Annotated in this window: 16 protein-coding genes and 1 pseudogene; 8 read left to right on the top strand and 9 right to left on the bottom strand. The window is 64.6% G+C overall.

All coding sequences use genetic code 11. The features are described from left to right. Nucleotides 1–18: 18 nt before the first annotated feature. The 7 genes from LPA35_RS19800 to LPA35_RS19770 all read right to left on the bottom strand — a co-directional run bounded on the left by LPA35_RS19800 (nt 19) and on the right by LPA35_RS19770 (nt 8,752). Nucleotides 19–594 carry a nitrous oxide reductase accessory protein NosL gene (locus tag LPA35_RS19800; protein WP_228898469.1) on the bottom strand — a complete coding sequence of 192 codons (576 nt, stop codon included), beginning with the start codon at nt 592–594 and terminating at the stop codon, nt 19–21. Then, on the bottom strand, nt 591–1,406 hold the full coding sequence (locus LPA35_RS19795) for an ABC transporter permease (protein WP_228898468.1): 816 nt from the start codon (nt 1,404–1,406) through the stop codon (nt 591–593). Before LPA35_RS19795 ends, LPA35_RS19800 begins: the two co-directional genes overlap by 4 nt. A gap of 2 nt (nt 1,407–1,408) precedes the next feature. Beyond that, nucleotides 1,409–2,353, bottom strand: coding sequence for an ABC transporter ATP-binding protein (locus LPA35_RS19790; protein WP_228898466.1), 945 nt, complete (start codon nt 2,351–2,353; stop codon nt 1,409–1,411). Continuing rightward, on the bottom strand, nt 2,328–3,605 hold the full coding sequence (locus LPA35_RS19785) for a nitrous oxide reductase family maturation protein NosD (RefSeq protein ID WP_228898464.1): 1,278 nt from the start codon (nt 3,603–3,605) through the stop codon (nt 2,328–2,330). The genes LPA35_RS19790 and LPA35_RS19785 overlap by 26 nt, the downstream gene beginning before the upstream one ends. Beyond that, nucleotides 3,605–6,226 carry a NosR/NirI family protein gene (locus LPA35_RS19780; protein WP_228898462.1) on the bottom strand — a complete coding sequence of 874 codons (2,622 nt, stop codon included), beginning with the start codon at nt 6,224–6,226 and terminating at the stop codon, nt 3,605–3,607. Before LPA35_RS19780 ends, LPA35_RS19785 begins: the two co-directional genes overlap by 1 nt. A 216-nt stretch (nt 6,227–6,442) precedes the next feature. After that, nucleotides 6,443–8,368: a TAT-dependent nitrous-oxide reductase gene (nosZ, locus tag LPA35_RS19775; RefSeq protein ID WP_228898460.1), complete on the bottom strand. Its 1,926-nt coding sequence runs from the start codon at nt 8,366–8,368 to the stop codon at nt 6,443–6,445. A 21-nt stretch (nt 8,369–8,389) separates the two neighbouring features. Beyond that, nucleotides 8,390–8,752 (bottom strand): DUF2946 family protein, encoded by a 363-nt coding sequence (locus tag LPA35_RS19770; protein WP_228898459.1) that lies wholly within the window; start codon nt 8,750–8,752, stop codon nt 8,390–8,392. Between the two features lie 237 nt (nt 8,753–8,989). Between LPA35_RS19770 and LPA35_RS19765 the strand changes: the two genes are divergently transcribed. Both LPA35_RS19765 and LPA35_RS19760 read left to right on the top strand, forming a co-directional pair. Further along, on the top strand, nt 8,990–9,400 hold the full coding sequence (locus LPA35_RS19765) for a cytochrome c5 family protein (protein ID WP_055393536.1): 411 nt from the start codon (nt 8,990–8,992) through the stop codon (nt 9,398–9,400). Between the two features lie 11 nt (nt 9,401–9,411). Further along, entirely contained in the window at nt 9,412–10,458 is a 1,047-nt protein-coding gene (locus LPA35_RS19760; protein ID WP_228898458.1) for an FAD:protein FMN transferase, read from the top strand. A gap of 16 nt (nt 10,459–10,474) precedes the next feature. On the opposite strand, the gene LPA35_RS19755 is transcribed toward LPA35_RS19760, so the two are convergent. Further along, nucleotides 10,475–11,317: a symmetrical bis(5'-nucleosyl)-tetraphosphatase gene (locus LPA35_RS19755; protein ID WP_228898456.1), complete on the bottom strand. Its 843-nt coding sequence runs from the start codon at nt 11,315–11,317 to the stop codon at nt 10,475–10,477. A 104-nt stretch (nt 11,318–11,421) separates the two neighbouring features. Between LPA35_RS19755 and LPA35_RS26210 the strand changes: the two are divergent. The 3 genes and pseudogenes from LPA35_RS26210 to LPA35_RS19740 all read left to right on the top strand — a co-directional run. Further along, nucleotides 11,422–11,649 (top strand): annotated as a pseudogene (locus tag LPA35_RS26210) (hypothetical protein); the annotation flags it as partial. A gap of 174 nt (nt 11,650–11,823) precedes the next feature. Then, a complete protein-coding gene (locus LPA35_RS26205; RefSeq protein ID WP_370449761.1) occupies nt 11,824–12,216 on the top strand; it encodes a hypothetical protein in 393 nt (130 codons plus the stop codon). Next, a complete protein-coding gene (locus LPA35_RS19740) occupies nt 12,213–12,515 on the top strand; it encodes an H-NS histone family protein (protein ID WP_055393525.1) in 303 nt (100 codons plus the stop codon). The genes LPA35_RS26205 and LPA35_RS19740 overlap by 4 nt, the downstream gene beginning before the upstream one ends. A gap of 276 nt (nt 12,516–12,791) precedes the next feature. Here LPA35_RS19740 and LPA35_RS19735 read toward each other — a convergent pair whose 3' ends face one another. Continuing rightward, complete coding sequence (locus LPA35_RS19735) at nt 12,792–13,673, bottom strand: helix-turn-helix domain-containing protein (RefSeq protein WP_121423065.1); 882 nt, start codon at nt 13,671–13,673, stop codon at nt 12,792–12,794. Between the two features lie 114 nt (nt 13,674–13,787). Between LPA35_RS19735 and LPA35_RS19730 the strand changes: the two genes are divergently transcribed. The 3 genes from LPA35_RS19730 to LPA35_RS19720 all read left to right on the top strand — a co-directional run. Next, entirely contained in the window at nt 13,788–14,195 is a 408-nt protein-coding gene (locus tag LPA35_RS19730; protein WP_121422602.1) for a hypothetical protein, read from the top strand. Nucleotides 14,196–14,410: 215 nt separating this feature from the next. Then, complete coding sequence (locus LPA35_RS19725) at nt 14,411–17,350, top strand: aconitate hydratase (RefSeq protein WP_228898454.1); 2,940 nt, start codon at nt 14,411–14,413, stop codon at nt 17,348–17,350. 160 nt (nt 17,351–17,510) lie between these two features. Continuing rightward, nucleotides 17,511–19,572, top strand: a 2,062-nt coding sequence (locus LPA35_RS19720) for a PAS domain-containing protein (RefSeq protein WP_228898452.1), incomplete at its 3' end; no start/stop codon positions are given.

Genomic DNA, 19,572 nt, shown 5'->3' with positions numbered 1-19,572 from the left:
AGCGCAGGCATGGGCGGCTCACATCCGCGTGTCGTGCAGTGCCCCGCCGCTCAGGTCCACCATGGCGGGCGTGATCTCGGCAAAGCGCAACACTTTGCCGCCATATTCAGCAGCAAACTTCTTCGCTTCGGCCTCTTGCGCAAAGCTGCCGATGGTGGGACCCATGGAGCCGTGGCGCTTGCCGCCCACCACATAGATCGCACTTTTGCCGTCGATCCAGTGGCCCTGCGGTGCGTTCCAGTCGGCCTGGCCCATGTCCTGCACATACACGGCCTGCACGGCACGAACCTGCTCACCGGCCAGCAAGGTGCTGAACAGCTCCACCGTGTCGCAAAAGAACGAGGGCTTGTCCTGCCCCGCGAAGCGCACCTGCGCCTTGGGGCCGGGGTAGTCGGCCAGCAGCATGCCGTCGAGTTCGCAGCTGGTGGTGCGGTCGATCTCCACGGGTTGGAGAGATTGCGCGCTGTTGTCCGCCTGGCTGCAGCCCGTGAGGCCAGTCAGGCCCGTGAGTGTGCCGAGCGAAGCGAGTGCGGCCCAGCCCAGCAATTGCCGGCGCGTGGTGCAGCCGCACCGGGGTTGGTAAGAATGGTTCATGGTTTGAATCTCCAGCTTGCAAGACCGAGCGGCACCACGATCCAGCCCGCCATCACCGCGCCCATGAGCCATGGCTTGGCCAGGGCAGGGGGCACGATGCTGGTCAGGCCGTACAGGGTGCGCACGTCGTCGAGCGAGAACACGTTGAGGATGCGGAAAACGTCGGCCGGGTTGAGCAGCAGCAGGTAGGCCATGGCTTCGCCGCCCACGCTGCCGCCCGTGGCCACCAGGGCGCCCAGCAGCAGCAGGTCAAACACCAGCACAAAAAAGAACCAGGCGGCAATCGCCAGGCCGGAGGCGCGTGTGCGCTCGTGCGTGAGCACCGATAGCAGCACCGCCATGCTCAAAAAGGCCAGCCCCAGCAGCACCGAGCTGATCATGAAGCCGCCGTAGTGGAACAGGGCAGCCCCGCTGAACTGCTGCACCAACAGCACGGCCACCAGCCCGAACCCCGCAAGCGTCGATAGCGTGAGCGCCGCCGCCAGCCCCAGGTACTTGCCCAGCAGCAGCTCCAGCCGCGTGATGGGCAGCGACAGCAGCAGGTCGAGCGAGCCGCGCTCGCGTTCGCCCACGATGGCGTCAAAGCCCAGCAACAGCGCGATCAGCGGGATGAGGTAGATCACCAGGCTGACCATGCTGGCGATGGTGAACTCGATGGACCGAAAGCCCACGGTGCCCTGCTGCGCGCCGCCAAAGTAGGCGATGGCCAGCGAGAACACGGTGAACACGAGCGCCACGGCCAGCACCCAGCGGTTGCGCATGCGGTCGCGGAACTCTTTCCCCGCGATGGTGAAAATTTGTTGGAATTCCATGGCTAGCCCTTGCGCAGGTCGAAGTACACATCCTCAAGCGAGGGTTCCTGGATCTGCAGGTCCTGCAGCGCGGTGCCCAGCGGTGCCATCGCACCCAGCACGGCCATCTTGCTGCCGCGTGGGCAGTCCACGTGCAGGCCTTCCGGCGTTTCCGCTGCGGTGATGCCGGGCACTGCAGAGAGCAGCCCCAGCGCGGCAGGCCGGTCGTCCGAAGCCAGGGTGAGGTGGATAGTCAGCGGCATGTGCGCCTGCTCGCGCAGCGCCTGCACGCTGCCCAGGGCCTGCAGCTTGCCGGAGGCCAGGATGGCAAGGCGGTCCACGCGCTCCTGCAGCTCGGCCAGGATGTGCGAAGTGATGACGATGGTCACGCCACCCGCCTGCAGCTCGCGCAGTGTGGCGTAGAAGTCGCGGATGGCCTGCGGGTCCAGGCCGTTGGTGGGCTCGTCGAGCAGTAGCACCTGGGGCTCGCCCAGCAGGGCCTGTGCAAACCCCAGGCGCTGGCGCATGCCCTTGGAGTATTCGCGCACGGCGCGGTTGCCCGCGTGGGCCAGGCCCACGCGTTCCAGCAGCGCGGGGCATTGCGCGAGGGGCGCACCCTTGAGGCGGGCGAAGAAACGCAGCGTCTCCAGCCCGTTCAGGTTGTCGTAGAGCACCACGTTCTCGGGCAGGTAGCCCAGGTGGCGGCGGGCGGCGCGAAAGTCGCGGCCCTGCACCGTGGCGCCGCCCACCCGGATCTCGCCCGAGGTGGCGGGCGTGAGGCCCAGGATCATCTTGAACAGCGTGCTCTTGCCCGCGCCGTTGTGGCCGATGAGGCCGAAGATCTCGCCGCGCGCAATGCGCAGGTCGATGCCGTCCACGGCGTGCAGTGCGCCGTAGTGCTTGTGCGCGCCCCGCACCTCGATGGCGGGGGGCTCGCTCAGGTCAATGGGGGGAGGGTTGCGTGTCACGCTGAAAATTCCGTTGGGGTTGGTTCGGTTGCATGCGGGGCTTCCCGTCCACCACGGTGGGCACGCGCAGCACCGGAAACTGCTGGCCCACCAGGCGCAGTGCCTGCACGGCGGGGCTGGCCAGCAGCAGCTTGATGGTGGGGTGGCGCCAGGTCAGGCGGTCCACCATGTCGTTGGCCTCGTAGGGCACGTCGCCCACGCCGTTGCCGTCGCGGTCCCAGCCCAGGTAGTTGCTCCAGTGGTTGCCGCCTTCGGTGCCCCAGCGCTCGTCGCGGGCGCCCACATAGCGCACCTGCTCGCGGTTGCCGATGAAGTCGTTGCCTTCGACCTTGTTGTTTTTGGAGCCGGCCGACAGGTGCACGCCCACCGTGTTGCGGGTCACCAGGTTGCCGCGCAGGGTGATGTACTCCACGTCGTAGATGAAGAAGCCTCGGGAGTTCTCGGCCACCACGTTGTTCTCGATCACCGAGTCCTGCAGGGTGCGCAGCATGATGCCGTGGTCGCTGTTGCCCCACGCGCGGTTGTTGCGCACCACCTGGTCGCGCACCTCCATCAGCGCCAGGCCGCCACGGTTGAGGTAGGTATCGTTGTCTTCCCACAGGTTGTAGTAGGAGTTCATGTAGTGCGTGCCGTAGCGGGTGTGGTGCAGCCGGTTGCCGCGAAACACCGCGTGGTGCGACACGTCCACATACAGCGCGTCGCGCACAAAGCTGATGTGGTTGCCCTCGATGCGTGCGCCCGTGGTGTTGTACAGCTGCACGCCATTGCCGCGCTGCGACGAGTTCACATCGCGCAGGCCGGTGATGGTGTTGTGCAGCACCTGTACATCGTTGGCCTTCTCGATCCACAGACCAAAGAGGTTGTAGGTGAGGTCGTTGTGGCGCACCACGGCGCGGTGCGCGCCGGGGTACACGTAGATGCCTGCGTTCTGGTCCTTCAAGCTGGTGCCCGAGTCGCGCACGATCAGACCCTCGACCACCACATCGGGCGCGGTGATGCGGATGGTGTCGCCCGCCTGCCCGCCGCTGAGCGTGGGGCGATCGATACCGCGCAGGGTGAGCTGCTTGTCGATGCGCAGGTTCACGCGGTAAAAGCCCCGCTGCACCTCCACCGTGTCTCCCGGCGCCGCAGCCGTGATGGCGGCCTGCAGGTCCTGGCCAGGGCGCACCTGCACGGTGGCAGCCGCCGCAGGAAGTGCTGTCCACAGCGCCAGGGCCGTGGCGACCGCAGCGAGTGCAAAGGGGGACTTCATCACGCCAGTCCCACCACGGCCTTGATGGCCAGGAAGAGTGCTGCACCGATCAGCAGGTTCTTGAAGCCCACATAGCTCAGCATGTCCATCACGCCCGCCCGGCGGTACTGGTCGCGCCACCACGGGCCGTCCTTCACATAGCGCTTGCCCGACAGGCGGATCAGCACCTCGTACACGCTCCAGCCAAACCACCAGCCGATGATGGCGCCCGTCGACAACGTGCCCAGGGCGGTCATCACCCAGGCCACGCTGGCAGCCAGGGCGAGCGAGAAGCCCGCGATCTGCAGCGCGCGCCGCGAGGCCCAGCCTTCGCGGCTCCAGGGCCATAGGTGGTCCACCAGCTCCAGCCCGATCCAGCGCAGGCCTTGGCTTCCAGCCTTGTGGGCGGGGTGTGCAGGCGTTGTTGGCATGCGTGGGTCGGGTCCCTTGGCGGCCTTGGCCGAGATCTGGTCCTGCACCGTGGCAGGGTGGATCGGGATGAAATAGCCGTTCTTGCCGATGGGCGTGATTTCCAGGCCATCTTTCTCGCGGCGCTTGCGCTCCTTGGCCAGGGGCGGGCAGCCCTTGGTGTCGGTGTAGAGAATCATGCAGTCGAGGCAGTGCAGGCATTCGCGGTGGTCGATGCGGCCGTCGGCGTCGATGGCCTGTGCACCGCAACCCACGGCGCAGGCCTTGCAGCTATTGCAGTCCTGCTTGCGCTTCAAACCAAACCAGCGGAAGGTGCTGGGCATGGCCAGCGAGGCGCCCAGCGGGCAGATGTATTTGCAGTAGGGCCGTTCGATGAAGATAGAAACGCCTAGGATGGCGGCCACAAACAGGCCGTAGGGCCAGGCACGGTTGAGCACGCCCACCAGGAAGGTGGTCTTGAACGGCTCCACCTCGGCCAGCTTCTCAGCCAGTCCCATCGAGAACATCGAAACCACCAGCAGCCCGAAGAACACCGCGTACTTGACCCACTTGAGCCGGTCGTGCCACTTCTGCGGCAGCTGCGTCTGAAAGCGCTTGAAGCCCACCGCACGCGCGATCTTGTAGATGCCTTCCTGCAGCGAGCCAAACGGGCACATCCAGCCGCAAAACAACCCGCGCCCGAACAGGAACACGGTGACGATGATGAAGATCCAGAACAGGAAGATAAACGGGTCGGACAGGAACAGCGACCAGGTCCACTGGAACAGCAGCGCGTGGAACCAGGTCAGCACCTGCGTGATGGAAGGCTGTGCCATGGCGCCAAAGCCGATCCAGCCGATGCTGAGGGCCCAGAAGCTGTACTTGAAGGCGTTGACGGGCCACTTGTTCTTGTGGGTGGACAGGCGCGTGAGCTTCTCGCGCAGGGCATACACCACGGTGACGGCGATAAGCAGCACGGCGAACAGTGCAATCTCTACCGCACGCGACTTCCACACGCGCACCCAGGGGGCGTCGGGCTCGTTGATGGTGGGACGCCCGCCTTGCAGCATGGCGGCGGGCAGCCAGTAGGGCGTGTCAAAGCTGGTGAAGCTGCGCGTGCCCGTGGCACGGTCCACGCGGTTGCCCAGAAAGCTCAGCTTCCACGGATAGGCGGCCGAGAAGGCGGGTGAGCGGATGATGAAGATGACCGATTCGTTGTAGCTGGGTGCGCCTGCGGCCTCGATGCCATACAGGTTGAGCGCGTCCAGGTCGCGGAAGGTGAACGAATCCGCCCCCTGGCGCACCTGCACGCGGTCGTAGATGCCGCCGCGCACAAAGCCCGAGCCCTTGAACGATTCCTTGCCGCCGGTGCGGACGATGTAGAAGGCGTGCTCGCCCTCCTTGAGTTGCAGGCGCAGGTTGTTCCAGCCGTTCTCGCCCAGCAGGCTCTTGCCAATGTCGGGGTGGTTCAGGTCGCCAAACCACAGCTCGATGAATGGGTCGGGGCCTTTGTCCAGGCCCACCTGTTCGGGCTGCACGCGCAGGCGCTGCACGGTGCCTTGTTGCACCAGTTCGGCCCAGCTCAGGCGTTTGCCGGTTTCGGCATAGCGTGCGGGCTCGCGCACCGTGGGTGCGAGGATGCCCACCTGCCGCGCCACGGCCGAGCCCGAGGCCATCATGACCTGGTTCTGAGCGATGACGGTGACGGTGGCGCCCGAGATGGCGTCGAGACCCAGCACGTTTTCATCAGGGCGCGACTGGCCCACCTCGATCTTGTCGGCCACCGACTTGCCAAGGTACTGGGCGTTGAACTTGAGCAGTGCGGATTCGGGAATGCCCAGCAGCAGGATGGGCTCGGAATGCTTGAGCACCTTCACGCCCACAAAGCTGCCTTGCGTGTCCATGCCGATCAGCGTGACCACAGGCTTGCCGGAGTAGGCGGGGGTGTCTGTGATGTCGGTGGAGAGCATCACGTAGCCCAGCAGCTTCTTTTGCGCGCTGTCGTTGTCGTAAGCCTCTACGTAGGGCGGCTGGCCCTTGCGTTCAGAGAAATGGCTGGCGCCGGGAAACACGTCCTTGCACGGCACCAGCGCGCACATGTCGCGCGCGGTAGAGAGTTCCGCAGGCAGTTCGGCCTCGTAGGCCCCTGCCGCAGCATGCGCGTGCGGCGCCAGCCAAAGTGCTGCCAGCAAGACCAGAAGAAGCGTGGCGAACTGCCGACGGAGGGAAATCATGAGACTATCTTTTTGATAGCTGTTCGCGCTTATCTATCAAGCGCTAGCGGCCAATATTGTTAAAATTTGGGGCGCAGTCGTCACAACTGGCGCGCCCCAGACCAGGGATGCGGAGCAAGGGTCGCCCCGCAGCGAGTGCATCGTCCCCCGTCCCGAATCGCGCAGCGATTCGAGAGAAGGGGGAAGGCGCGGCAGCGCCTCAGGGGGATCGCCCCATCAAGCTTCCACAATCATCCGAGTGCGCATTTCCAGGTGGAGTGCGTGGCAGAAGTGCGTGCAGTAGCACCAGAACACACCGGGCTTGTCGGCCACAAAGCTCACCGACTTGGTCTCCAGCGGGTTCACGATGAAGTTCACGTTGTAGTTCGGGATCGCGAAGCCGTGCGTCAGGTCTTCGATCTTGTCCAGGTTGGTCAGGATCAGCGTGACCTCGTCACCCTTCTTGAGCTTGAACTCGCGCAGGCTGAACGCGGGGGCTTGCGAGGTCATCTTCACGGTGACCTTCTTGCCATTGCGGAACACGCCGGACTCCTTGGGGTCCTTGACCGCCAGCGGGAACTCGTCGAGCGTGTAGACCTGCTTGGGGCGCACCAGGTCGCGCTTGAAGATGATGAAGTCATGGGGCTCACCACGCACGGGGTGGTCGGCCAGCAGCACCATCTTCTCGCCCGAGATGTCGATGAGCTGTTCGTTTTCGGGGTGCAGCGGGCCCACGGGCAGGAAGCGGTCCTTGGAGAACTTGCAACCCACGGCCAGGATCTTGCCGTCGGCGGCCTTGGTTTCGGACTGCGATGCATTCAAGTGGCCGGGCTGGTATTGCACGTCCAGGCGGTCCACCACGTACTTGGCGGTCTTGTCGCCCGCGTGGAACTTGATGGCAGCCTCCACGTTCCACTTCACGACCTGGCTGTCCAGGAAGAGGGTGGTGTAGGCATTGCCACGGCCGTCGAAGGCGGTGTGCAGCGGGCCCAGGCCCAGCTCCACTTCGGCCACGATGGCGGAGTCCAGCTTTTCGAGCTTGCCTTCGAAATAGTCCAGCACCTTGGCCAGCTCGATCACGGTGCCGGTGGGCGACAGCTTGCCGGCGCAGATGAAGTATTTGCCATCGGGGCTGGCGTTCACGCCGTGGGGGTTCTTGGGCACCGAAACATACGCAGTGAGTGCTGTCTTGGGGTCCTTGTTGGCTTCGTGCGTGCCGTCCACCACGGGCACCTTGCTGGTGCCGATGGTCTTGAACTTGCCAGCCTTCACGGCAGCCTCGATGCGGCCCACGTTGAAGAACAGGCAGGCATCGCGTTCGGCGGACATCATGTCCTCGTACTTCGCGCCCATTTCCACGTTGTACTGGTTGGTGGCGGCCAGCTTGCCGTCGTATGACGTGGCGACCAGATCGCAGTTGCCGTCGATCAGCACTTGCCAGCGCACTTCCATCGTTTCTGCATCGACGCAGGTGAACATCGAGCGGTATTTGCTGATGTCTTCGGTGCCGGTGTTGGGCAGGGGAATCGCAAACTCACCGCCGCAGAACACGCGGGTGGTGTAGTTGATGGCGGGGTCCACCGGGTCGGCCTTGTCGGGGAAGATGCCGTGAAAGCCCTGCACGTTGGGCAGCTCGGTGATCTTGTCGCACACGAAGTAATCGAGGCGAATGCGCGCGATACGGCTGTTGATCTTGTCGTTAATCCAGGCGTAGCGGCCGTCGTAGTTGCCGTCTTTGTACGAAGCGTGCGTGTGGTGGGTATCGGCCACCGTGTACTTCAGGCTGCCGTCGGGCTTGGTGCCCATCACAGCCTTGGATTCGTTCGTGATGCCCCAGCCCACCAGTGCGTCGGGCACAAAGCAAGGGATGCGTGTGATCTCGCGGCCCGAGGGCAGGCCCAGCACGCGCATGTCGCCCGTGTGGCCGCCGCTCCAGAGGCCGTAGTAGGTGTCCAGCTCGCCGGGCTTGAGGTGCACGTTGGCGCCAGCGGCGGCATGGCTGGCCGCAGGTGCTGCAGGGGCGGGGGCCGCAGGCGTTGCAGCGCTGGGCTTTTCGTTGCATGCGGCGACGCCTGCAGTCAGCCCGACCAGGGCCGCCGTGTTGATGAAGCTGCGTCGGCCCAGGCCAGCAGCGGGAAGGGGACTGTCTTTTCTCTCGGTCATGGTTTTCCTCTTTGGGATCGCTCAGTTGAAAAGGGGTGGTGCGCGTGCAGGGGGGCTGAACGCCACCCCTGTGCGTGGAAAAAGTGGTGTGTGAAAACGGGGCTGGAAGGTGGGGGCTGCAGCAGTGGTTGCCGCTGCGAGATGGGTGGTGGGTGGCGTGTCGGCCGCGAGGCACACAGGGCAATCGAGGCCCGTGGCGTCTGCCGCTACCAGGCCCTCAGCGGTCTTCACCACCAGCTTGGCGCTGCCTGTGCCGGAGCCGGAGCAGACCAGCTCCATGCTTCGCGGCACTACCAGCGGTGAAGCCACCGCAGCAGCCAGCGCCATGACAAACCACGCCAGCACCCAAAGGCGCAGTGTTCGCAGGTTGTGATGGCTTTGCATGGCACGGATAATAGATTCACGTAATATGAATCAATTTGATCTGGATCATGCTTTGGCGGCGCTCGCCTCTGCCCAAAAGTGCCTCTTGCACCTACAGTCAATGCACCGGTCTGAAGCGGTGCCTGTGCAATGCCCGTAGGGGTTTTTCAGGCCGAGTGCTGGACGCATTTCGTCGCGTTTCTCGCGCAGCCACAGGCCCTCTCAGATTTTTCTAACCCCAAGAACAGGATGTATGCGATGCAAAAGAAAACCGTGATGGTCGCCGTAGCGATCTTGGCCACACTGCTGGCCGGTTGTGGCGACAAGAAGTCGGAACCTGCTCCGGTGGCTGCACCCGCTGCGGTGACGGCCCCAGCGCCCGCAGCGGCCCCTGCTGCACCGGCTGCCGCAGAGAACGAACTGGGCAAGAGCGTGTTTGGCAAGACCTGCGCCATGTGCCATGCCGCTGGCGTGGCCGGTGCCCCCAAGCCGGGCGACAAGGCCGACTGGGGTCCACGCATTGCCCAGGGCAAGGACACGATGTACAAGCACGCGATCGAGGGCTTTACCGGGGCGAAAGGCATGATGCCTGCCAAGGGGGGCTCCGCCAATCTGACCGACGCCGAGGTCAAGGCCGCCGTGGATTACATGGCCGACAAGTCGCTCTGAGCGGAGGCGCCATGCAGCAAGCTTCTCTGCCCCCTCAGGGTCTGTCGCGCCGTCGCATGGTGATGGCATTGCCCTTGCTGGGTGGTGCGGTCTGGGGTGGTGGCGCGTCAGCGGGCGCACGGGTGGTGTCTGAACGCAGCTCGCGTCCCCTGATGGGAACGCAGGTGGATATGGCCGTGGAGGGTGTTGATGGCCCGCAGTTGCGCCGCGCCATGGACCGGGCCTATGCAGAGATGCAGAGGCTGGAAGCGCTCATGAGCCGCTACCAACCCCGCAGCGTGGTCAGTCGCATCAATCTGGCTGCAGGCGTGACGCCAGTGATGGTTCCGGCCGAGGTCATGGCGGTACTGCAGAGTGCACAGCGTGTGTCGGCAACAAGCCGTGGGGCCTTTGATGTGACCGTGGGGGCTTTCAAGTCCTGGAACTTCGGCCCTGGCGACAAAGTGGTGCCAGGGGCCAGCGAGATCGCGCGGCAACTGCCCCTGGTGGATGCGCGCGGCCTGGTGCTGGACGTGGCCGCTGGCACGGCCTTCCTGGCCCGCCAGGGCATGGCGCTGGACCTGGGGGGCATCGCCAAGCTACCGATCCTGGAAGCCGGCATGAACATGCTGCGCTCCGAAGGGGTTGAGAACGCCATGATCAACGGTGGTGGCGACGTGCTGACCCACGGGCTGTGGCAAGGCAGGCCCTGGCGTGTGGGGCTGCGCGACCCGCGTTCCCCCGAGCGCCTGCTGGGTGTGGTGGCCGTGGCGGGCGCCGGTGTGGTGGCCTCGTCGGGCGACTATGAACGCGTCTTCTTCCACCAAGGCCAGCGCCAGCACCATGTGCTCAATCCGCGAACAGGGCGCCCGGCATCGGGCGTGCATGGCGTGAGCCTGGTGGCGCGCGACGTGGCGGCCGTCAACGGACTGGGCGCCGCGTTGATGGTGCAGGGCCCGCAGGCGGGCAGGGCACTGGCGCAGCGCATGCCGGGGCTGGCCGTGCTGATCGCTGGGCAGGACGGTGGTGTCTGGCAGTCCACCGCCATGTCGGCGTTGCTGGAGCCAGTGCCGTCCTGAACCTGCTGCGGTTTAGTCAGCCCGGGGCCTGGGCCTGCTCGCAATGCACCTGCAGCAGCTCACGCTCGGCCAGCGTCGCGCCAAAACGCACGGCGCTCAGGCAGCCGCCCCACACGCAGCCCGTGTCCAGTCCGAGCAGATCGCTGCGGTTGAGCCAGCCCAGCGTGGACCAGTGACCGAAGGCCATCAGCGTGCCCGCTGTGCGCCGCCCTGGCACGTCGAACCAGGGCATGAGGCCGGGCGGGGCGGCGCTGGCGCTTTCGGTGCTTTCAAAATCCATCACGCCGTCGGCGGAGCAAAAGCGCAGCCGGGTGAGCGCATTCACGATCACCCGCAGGCGATCCGTGCCGGTCAGATCGTCACTCCAGTGGTCGGGGATGTTGCCGTACATGGCGTGCAGAAAATCGGGCAGGTCCGGGCCGCGCAGTACTGCATGGACTTCGTCCGCGTACGCGAGAGTCTCTGCGGCCGTCCAGGTGGGCAGCACACCGGCATGCACCATCAGCAGCGTTTGCCCCGCATGCGTGTGGGTGCGGGCCAGGGGCTGCTGGCGCACCCAGTCGAGCAGGGCAGCGCGGTCGGGGGCGTCCAGCACCGTGCCCAGCGTGTCGCGCCGCGAGGGCTTGCGCGCACCGTGTGCGGCGGCCAGCAGGTGCAGGTCGTGATTGCCCAGCAGGCATCGGATGGCGTCGCCATGGCGCATGCAGCGGCGCAGCACGGCGGCCGAGTCAGGCCCTCGGTTGACGAGGTCACCCAGCAGGTAGACCGTGTCGCGGCTAGGGGAAAAGCCGATGGTGTCCAGCAGGCGGTCCAGCGCGGCGTCGCAGCCCTGGATGTCGCCGATACAGTAAAGCGCCATGGTGATCTTTATGAGTGAAGCACGGATTTTCTGCTGATCGCGTCGCCGACCTTGCTCAGCATGTGCCGGAGCTGGGCGTTGAGGCCGAGGACGCGCGGTGTCCGCATGGACGGGCGGCGAAATTTCTGCCCGAAACCCTCAATGGGGTGGAGTTGCTGGAGCAGTTACGGGCCCGTTCTGGGCGCATGGTGGTTGTGGGCGATGAATATGGTGTGGCGCAATGCATCATGACCCGCGCCATTTACTGAAAGCCATTCCCGTTGAATTGCAGCCCGGGGGGCCTCGATGCCTGGGCCCCGCAGCGCGATGACGGAAGCTGGCTGTTGGATGGCTGGGGATGTCCTGCATAACCCTCGCGAGGCGGTGGTAGTGCGGATCGGGATGGGACGCAAGGCGTCTTTTCTTGCCAATAGCCCAGCTATTGGCAAGAAAAGCAACGCAGCGAACCGCCCGAGGCCGCGCTATCACAGACCGCGGGGAGTTATGCAGGTCATCCCTGGATACCGGTGTCGGAACTCAAGGCGCGCCTGGATATTCGCAATTTACCGGGTGAGGGCCGTGGTCGCTATAACACGCGGGCGGCCCGTTTGAGGGAAGAAACGGGGCATTTGATGGAAGTGGGCGACCGCATTCGGTGCATGGGCTGGGTATTTGAGGTGCTGGCGCTGGAATGCAAGCGTATCGACAACGTATTGCCCCAGCCAGAAGACGGAACCCCGATCGCCTCCAGCAAGCATCAATACCCCGGTTGTTCAGCCAGACGCAAACCATGCATCAATGGGTGTTGGGGGTTAATGCCAAGAATTTTTAATGAAATTCTGAAAGTGGTTGCACAAAAAAGGCACATTATTCTTATAATTCGCGGGTCTTCACCCTTATCCAAAATTCAGACACCATGACCAGCTACAAAGAACTGTTGAAGCAGCGCGAAGCCCTTGAGCAACAAATCAGTGAAGCCCGGCGCCGGGAACTGTCGGACGCTGTGTCGCAGGTCCGTTCACTGGTGGCCGAATATGGGCTGACTGCCCAGGACGTGTTCCCCACCGGCAAGGCGTCTGGCAAGACAGGTCGCAGTTCTACGGCCGGCACCAAGGTGGCGCCCAAGTACCGCAACCCCGCCACCGGCGAAACCTGGACAGGCCGTGGCAAGGCTCCCAAGTGGATTCAAAACGAAAACCGCGAAAAGTTTGTGATTTAAGGGTCTTTGCCCTGCATTAAAAAAGCCCGCTGATGCGGGCTTTTTTAATGGGCTACTCTTGGCCAGGACAAAAGGTGCTCAGACGGGTGGCGCCTCGACAACGGTACGCACTGTGCGACGAACAGGAAATGCATGTGCGGTAACTTCGTGCGCAGTGTCTGCGATTTATCGGCAGCGCAATGCGCTTTGTGGAGCCATTTTGTGAATCGGATGGTCATCGTTTTAATTTTGAACTGCGCGCATTGATTGCACCCTCACAGTGCACAGGCATTACGTTCAGCCTTCTGCAACCCCGGGGTTTTCCTGCGCAATCTTGCGCAATACCTGTGCCGTGAAATCGTCCGCCGGAAAGAAGGATTCCACAGCCAGCTCCTGCAAGGTCACATCCACCGGCGTTCCGAATATCGTGGTGGTGCTGATGAGGGAGAGCATTCCATGCACGCTTTCAAAGCAGAACGGCATTACCACGCCCAGCATTTCACCTGCCAGTACCAGGGCATCGGATTCCGGCGGGGCGGGATATTGCAGCAGTTCTGCCTGCAGTGCGATCAGTGCCGGGTCGGCCGTGGCCTGTATCTGCTGGCGCAGGCGTTCAAACAGGTGCGCCCGCCACTGCGCCAGATTGGCGATGCGCGGCGCCAGCCCCTGGGGGTGCAGGCTCAGCCGGAACACGTTGACAGGTGGCACCAGCAGTTCGGGACTGACGTGGGCAGACAGCAGGGCCAGCGCGGCGCGGTTGGTGGCCACCACGTTCCAGCAGCGGTCGAGGGCAATGGCGGGGCAGGGTTCGTGGCCCTTGAGCACCAGTTCCACCGCCTGGCGCGCCGCGGCCAGCGCAGGGTCGTCCAGCGCGCGTTCGCGGTACATGGGGGCGTAGCCGGCGGCCACCAGCAGGGCGTTGCGCTCACGCAGTGGAATGGCCAGGCGCTCGCACAGGCGCAGCACCATGTCGCGGCTGGGGTTGGTGCGGCCGGTTTCCATGAAGCTCACATGGCGCGTAGAGATGTCCGCCTCGTCGGCCAGCTCCAGCTGGCTCAGGTGCCGCTGCTGGCGCCAGGTGCGCAGGTGGTCGCCAAACGAGGTGGGCCCCGCCGGTGCCACGCGGTGCGGCAAAGGATGGCGCGGAGAGCGGTGAGAGGACGGTGCGGTGGAGGTCATGGCCGCCATCCTAGGCGCTAACCGCACACGGGCCATTACCTGGCAGGTCATCGACGCGGTGCGCCAGGGCGGGAACGATGGAGCCTTCTTTCTTCCTCAACCAAGGAGCTTTCCATGTTCAAGCTGATGTCCTCCCCCCGATTCCTGCGCGCCGTGGTCTGGTTCGATGCCTCCACGGGGGTTCTGCTCGGCGCCCTGCACCTGCTGCTGACAGCGCCCCTGGCCGAGTGGCTGGGCCTGCCGCCCGGGCTGCTGCAGGTGACGGGCGCCATGCTGCTGGGCTATGCCGCCCTGGCCATAGCGATTGCCCGGTCTGAGCCCATGCCGCGTGGCTGGCTGTGGGTGCTGATCGTGGGCAACTTGGCCTGGGCGTTGGCCAGCCTGTTGCTGCTGCTGGGCTCCACGCTCACGCCCACCTTGCTGGGCCAGGCCTATTTGCTGGTGCATGTGGTCTCGGTGGCCATGCTGGCCGAGCTGCAGTGGTTTGGCGTGCGCCGCCTGCCAACCTGGGCTGCGGCGTGATGGAGATCGGATGTTTGCTCCTGAAAATATAGCTGCTTGCGCTTGTCCATCAAGCGCCAGGGGCATTTTTTTTGCCGATATCGGGCACGGGTGGCGTGGATCGGGCGACCCGACCACGCCGCACAGGGTTGGGGGCCGCGTTTGCATAGCCCCACGATTGCACCGCCATGCAGGACTGCCAGAATAGGCTTTGTTGCCTTTCACAGGAGTTTGCCATGGCCGTATCACGCAAGTTGTCGCCCAAGCCCGCCCGCCACGCGTTTGCCAACACCCTCAAGAGTTTCAAGACAGCGTCTGGCAAAGAAGGCCAGTTCTACTCGCTGCCCGCGCTGGCCAAGCAGTTCCCCCAGATCCAGCGCTTGCCCGTGTCGATCCGCATCGTGCTCGAATCGGTGCTGCGCAATTGCGATGGCCGCAAGGTGACCGCCGAGCATGTGCAACAGCTTGCGCACTGGGCGCCCAATGCCGCGCGTACGGACGAGATTCCGTTTGTCGTCTCCCGCGTGGTGCTGCAGGACTTCACCGGCGTGCCGCTCTTGGCCGACCTGGCCGCCATGCGCAGCGTGGCCGTGAAACTGGGCAAGAACCCCAAGAAGATCGAGCCGCTGGTGCCCGTGGACCTGGTGGTAGACCACTCCATCATGGTCGACCACTACGGCAAGAAGAATTCGCTCGACCTGAACATGAAGCTCGAATTCCAGCGCAACCGCGAGCGCTACGAATTCATGAAGTGGGGCATGCAGGCCTTCGACACGTTTGGCGTGGTGCCGCCGGGCTTTGGCATCGTGCACCAGGTCAACCTCGAATACCTGGCGCGCGGCGTGCACAAGCGCAAGGACGGTGTGTACTACCCCGACACCCTCGTGGGCACCGACAGCCACACCACCATGATCAACGGCATTGGCGTGGTGGGATGGGGCGTGGGTGGCATTGAGGCCGAGGCCGCCATGCTGGGCCAGCCGGTGTACTTCCTCACGCCCGACGTCGTGGGCTTTGAGATGACGGGCCAGCTGCGCGAGGGCGTGACCGCCACCGACCTGGTGCTCACGGTGACCGAACTGCTGCGCCAGCACAAGGTGGTGGGCAAGTTCGTGGAGTTTTTTGGTGAAGGCACGCGCACCCTGGCGTTGCCCGACCGGGCCACCATCGGCAACATGGCGCCCGAATACGGCGCGACCATGGGGTTCTTCCCGGTGGACGAAAAGACCATCGACTACTTCAAGGGCACGGGCCGCACCAAGGCCGAGATCGAAGCGTTTGAGGCCTACTTCAAGGCCCAGGGCCTGTTCGGCGTGCCGCTGGCGGGCGAGGTGGACTATTCGCAGGTGGTGAAGCTCGACCTTGGCAGCGTCACGCCCAGCCTGGCTGGCCCCAAGCGCCCGCAAGACCGCATCGAACTGGGCAAGGTCTGCAGCCAGTTTGCCGACCTGTTCAGCAAGCCCAATGCACAAAATGGTTTCAACCGCCCGGCCGAGCTGCTGCACACGCGCCACCATGTCCGGGCCAGTGATGCTCCTGTCGATGTGGGCGCTCCGGCAGAGGTGCCAGCGCCATCGGGTGCACCGCGATTCATCGTGGAGATGGAGCAGAACAAGCCCACGCTGGCGGCCGCGCATGCCGAAGTCCCCGCCCAGCAAGCCAGCCGCACGGGTGACGTGACCGTGGGCAATGGCGACGTGCTGATTGCCGCCATCACCAGCTGTACCAACACCAGCAACCCCAGCGTGCTGCTGGCCGCAGGCCTCTTGGCCAAGAAGGCAGTGGAGGCGGGGCTCAAGGTCAAGCCGCACATCAAGACCTCGCTCGCCCCTGGCTCACGCATCGTCACCGAATACCTCACGCAGACCGGCTTGCTCCCTTACCTGGAAAAGCTGGGCTTTGCGCTGGCCGGTTACGGCTGCACCACCTGTATCGGCAATGCGGGCGACCTCACGCCCGAGCTGAACGAGGCCATCACCAGCAACGACCTGGTGTGTGCCGCGGTGCTGTCGGGCAACCGCAACTTCGAGGCGCGCATCCATCCCAACCTCAAGGCCAACTTCCTGGCCAGTCCGCCGCTGGTGGTGGCCTATGCCATCGCCGGCACGGTGCTCAAGGACCTGATGACCGAGCCGGTGGGCAAGGGCAAGGGTGGCAAGGACATCTACCTGGGCGACATCTGGCCCAGCAGCGAAGAGGTGCACGCCCTGCTCAAGTTCGCCATGAACGGCAAGGCCTTCCGCGAGAACTACGCCAAGGTGGCCACCGACCCTGGCAAGCTGTGGGAAAAGATCAAGGGCGTGAGCGGCACCGCCTACACCTGGCCCGCCAGCACCTACATTGCAGAGCCTCCGTTTTTTGCACAGTTTGCTCTTGAAAAAGGAGCTGCTAACGAAGATCCATCAAGCGCTGGAGGCCAAAATGATGCCAAACTTCCATCGGTGATCGGTGCCCGCATCATGGCGCTGTTTGGCGACTCCATCACCACTGACCACATCTCGCCCGCAGGCTCCATCAAGGAAAGCTCACCCGCTGGCCAGTGGCTGCGGCAGCATGGCGTTCAAAAGGCTGACTTCAACAGCTACGGCGCGCGCCGGGGCAACCACGACGTGATGGTGCGCGGCACCTTTGCCAACGTGCGCATCAAGAACCTCATGATCCCGCCCACTGCCGACGGCTCGCGCGAAGAGGGTGGGGTGACGGTGTTCCAGAACGAAGGCGCGCTGCAGGGCGAGAAGATGTTCATCTTCGATGCCGCCATGCAGTACATGGCGCAAAAGACGCCCACGGTGATCTTTGCGGGCGAGGAATACGGCACCGGCTCCAGCCGCGACTGGGCCGCCAAGGGCACGCAGCTGCTCGGCATCAAGGCCGTGGTGGCGCGCAGTTTTGAGCGCATTCACCGCTCCAACCTGGTGGGCATGGGGGTGCTGCCGCTGCAGTTCAAGGCGGGCGAATCGTGGGAGACGCTGGGCCTCATGGGCAATGAGCTGATCGATGTGGTGCCCGACCCGGCGCTCACACCACAAAGCGACGCGCAACTGGTCATCCGCCGCGCGGACGGCTCGCGCCAGGAAGTCACCGTCACGCTGCGCATCGACACACCCATCGAGGTGGACTACTACCAGGCCGGCGGCATCCTGCCGTTTGTGCTGCGCCAGTTGTTGCAGGGGTGACACTGCCCTGTCGGCGGTGCAGGGCACCGGCATCGTCGGCAACGGGGCTTCGGCCCCGTTTTGCATGGAGCCCAATGGTGTGGGGAAACACGCACCCCCGCGCCTTACTCGTCGATACACTTGTGACGCTATGTAGAACCCGGTAGAAACACTCCAGACCATGCCGCTGTCGTCCTCACCCACCCGCACCCCGCCTGCGCGTTCACCGTGGGCGGATGCGCCCGCCCTGACTGTGGTGCTGGTGGTCGCAGCATTGACGCTGGTGATCGTGCCAGTGGCCCAGATGCTGGGGCCGGGGGCGGGTTCCCAGCACGGCCTGGAGCCGTTTATGGAACTGGTTGCAGTGCTGTTGGGGTTGCTGGTGGTATCGGTATCCCTGCACACACTGGACCCGTCCGAGCAGGCCCGGGCCAATGTGCTGGTGGCAGGCTTTGGTATCGCGGCGGTGTGCAATTTTCTGCACGGCGTGCTGGCACATTCCACGCCCGTGCACATGCCATCGGGCACGGCTCACATCTCACTGTGGCTGAGCAGCTGGGCGCGGGTGGTCGAAGTCGTCACCCTGCTGCTCACAGCCGCGCGGCTGGCAATGCCCGGCCCGGCCAAGGTCTGGCTGGCCGCCTCGGGCGTGGTGGCGCTGCTGCTGGTGGGCTCGGCCATGGGGCCCCTGCCTGGCTGGTTTGCCGCTGCGGCGGGCGGGTCATTGCGGCAATACCTGGCCTTTGTGCTCGTGGTGGCGCTGGGCGTAGCCGCAGTATGGCTCCACCGCAATCCGGGTCGGCGCGAACGGGTGTTTGCCTGGGCCGCCGTGTCCTTTCTGGGGGGGGAGCTGGTGGTGGGCCTGATGGGTGGGCATTCGTCCATCGGGGGGCCGTTGGCGCACGGTCTGCGGGTTTTGGCGTATGCGTTGTTGTACCAGGCTGTTTTTGATGCGGGCATACGGGCGCCGTTCGCCCGTGTGCAGGAGGCCGAGCGGCGCCTGCGCGAGAGTGAAGGGCGTCTGTCGCTGCTTGGGCGCAACCTGCCCCACAGCGTGTTGTTCCAGGTGGTGCGCGAGCTGGATGGCAGCTCACACTTTGTGCACATGGGCGATGCGATCGAGCGGCTCAATGGGGTGACGGTGCAAGAGGTCATGGCCGATTTCCGGGTGTTGTATCGCCAGGTGTTGCCCGAAGACATCGACCGCCTGCGACAGGCCGAGCGGCAGTCTTTTCTGACCATGACCAGCATGGAGGCCGTTTTTCGCGTGCGCCGCACCGATGGCCAGATACGCTGGATGCACCTGAGTTCATCGCCCCGTCTGCTCGACGACGGGCGTGTGCTGTGGGATGGTGTACAGACCGACATCACGGCCCACCGCCTGGCCGAGGAGGCTGCGCATGCCCACGAAGCGCTGATGGCCAACATGCTGCGCCAGGTGCCCGGCGGTGTGGCGCGCTTGGACCGGGATCTGCGCGTCTTGTATGTCAATGCGCAGCAGGCAAGCTGGCTCTACCGCAAGCCCGAGGAGCTGCAAGACCGCCTGCTGCAGGAGGTGATCCCGGCCGATGTTTTCGCCCGTATGCAACCCCATTTCGCCAAGGCCTTTGCGGGCGAGACGGCCGTGTTCGAGAACCGCATGGACGGGCCTGACGGCCTGCAGGTTCGCCACACCACCATCGCGCCCGAGAGCGTTACCGAGCAAGGCGTGCCTGCCGTTGTGCTGTTTGCCTACGATCTGACCGGGCTCAAGCGCGTGGAGGCCGAGCTGGCCGACCAGAAGGCCCATCTGGCCCGCGTGGTCAACGCCATGCCCGACATGGTGTTCTTGAAGGATGCCAGCGGCGTGTACCTGTCCGTCAATCCGGTGTTCGAGCGATTTGCGGGCAGGTCGGAGCGGCAGATCGTGGGCTGCAACGATTTTGACCTGGTGGCCCCCGCCGAGGCTGAGCGCTTTCGCAAATATGACCAACGCGCCATGCAGGCCTGGCAGCCGCTGGTTTACGAAGAAACACTGACCTTTGCCGAAGATGGCTACCGAGGCCAGTTCGAGACCATCAAGACCCCCATCCGTGACCTGACCGGCCGGGTGACGGGGGTGCTGGGGGTGTGCCGCGACATCACAGACCGCAAGCGCGCAGAACAAGAAATCGAGCGCCTGGCCTTCTTCGACGCCCTCACAGGCCTGCCCAACCGCCGCCTGCTGCTGGACCGCCTGCAGCGCTCCATCGCCGCCTGCCAGC

Origin of the sequence: Acidovorax sp. Leaf73, from assembly GCF_916855635.1 — a bacterium.
GTDB classification, from domain to species: Bacteria; Pseudomonadota; Gammaproteobacteria; order Burkholderiales; family Burkholderiaceae_C; genus Acidovorax; species Acidovorax facilis.
The sequence above is the reverse complement of the archived record's forward strand: the minus strand, read 5'-3'. Positions and strand labels throughout refer to the sequence as shown.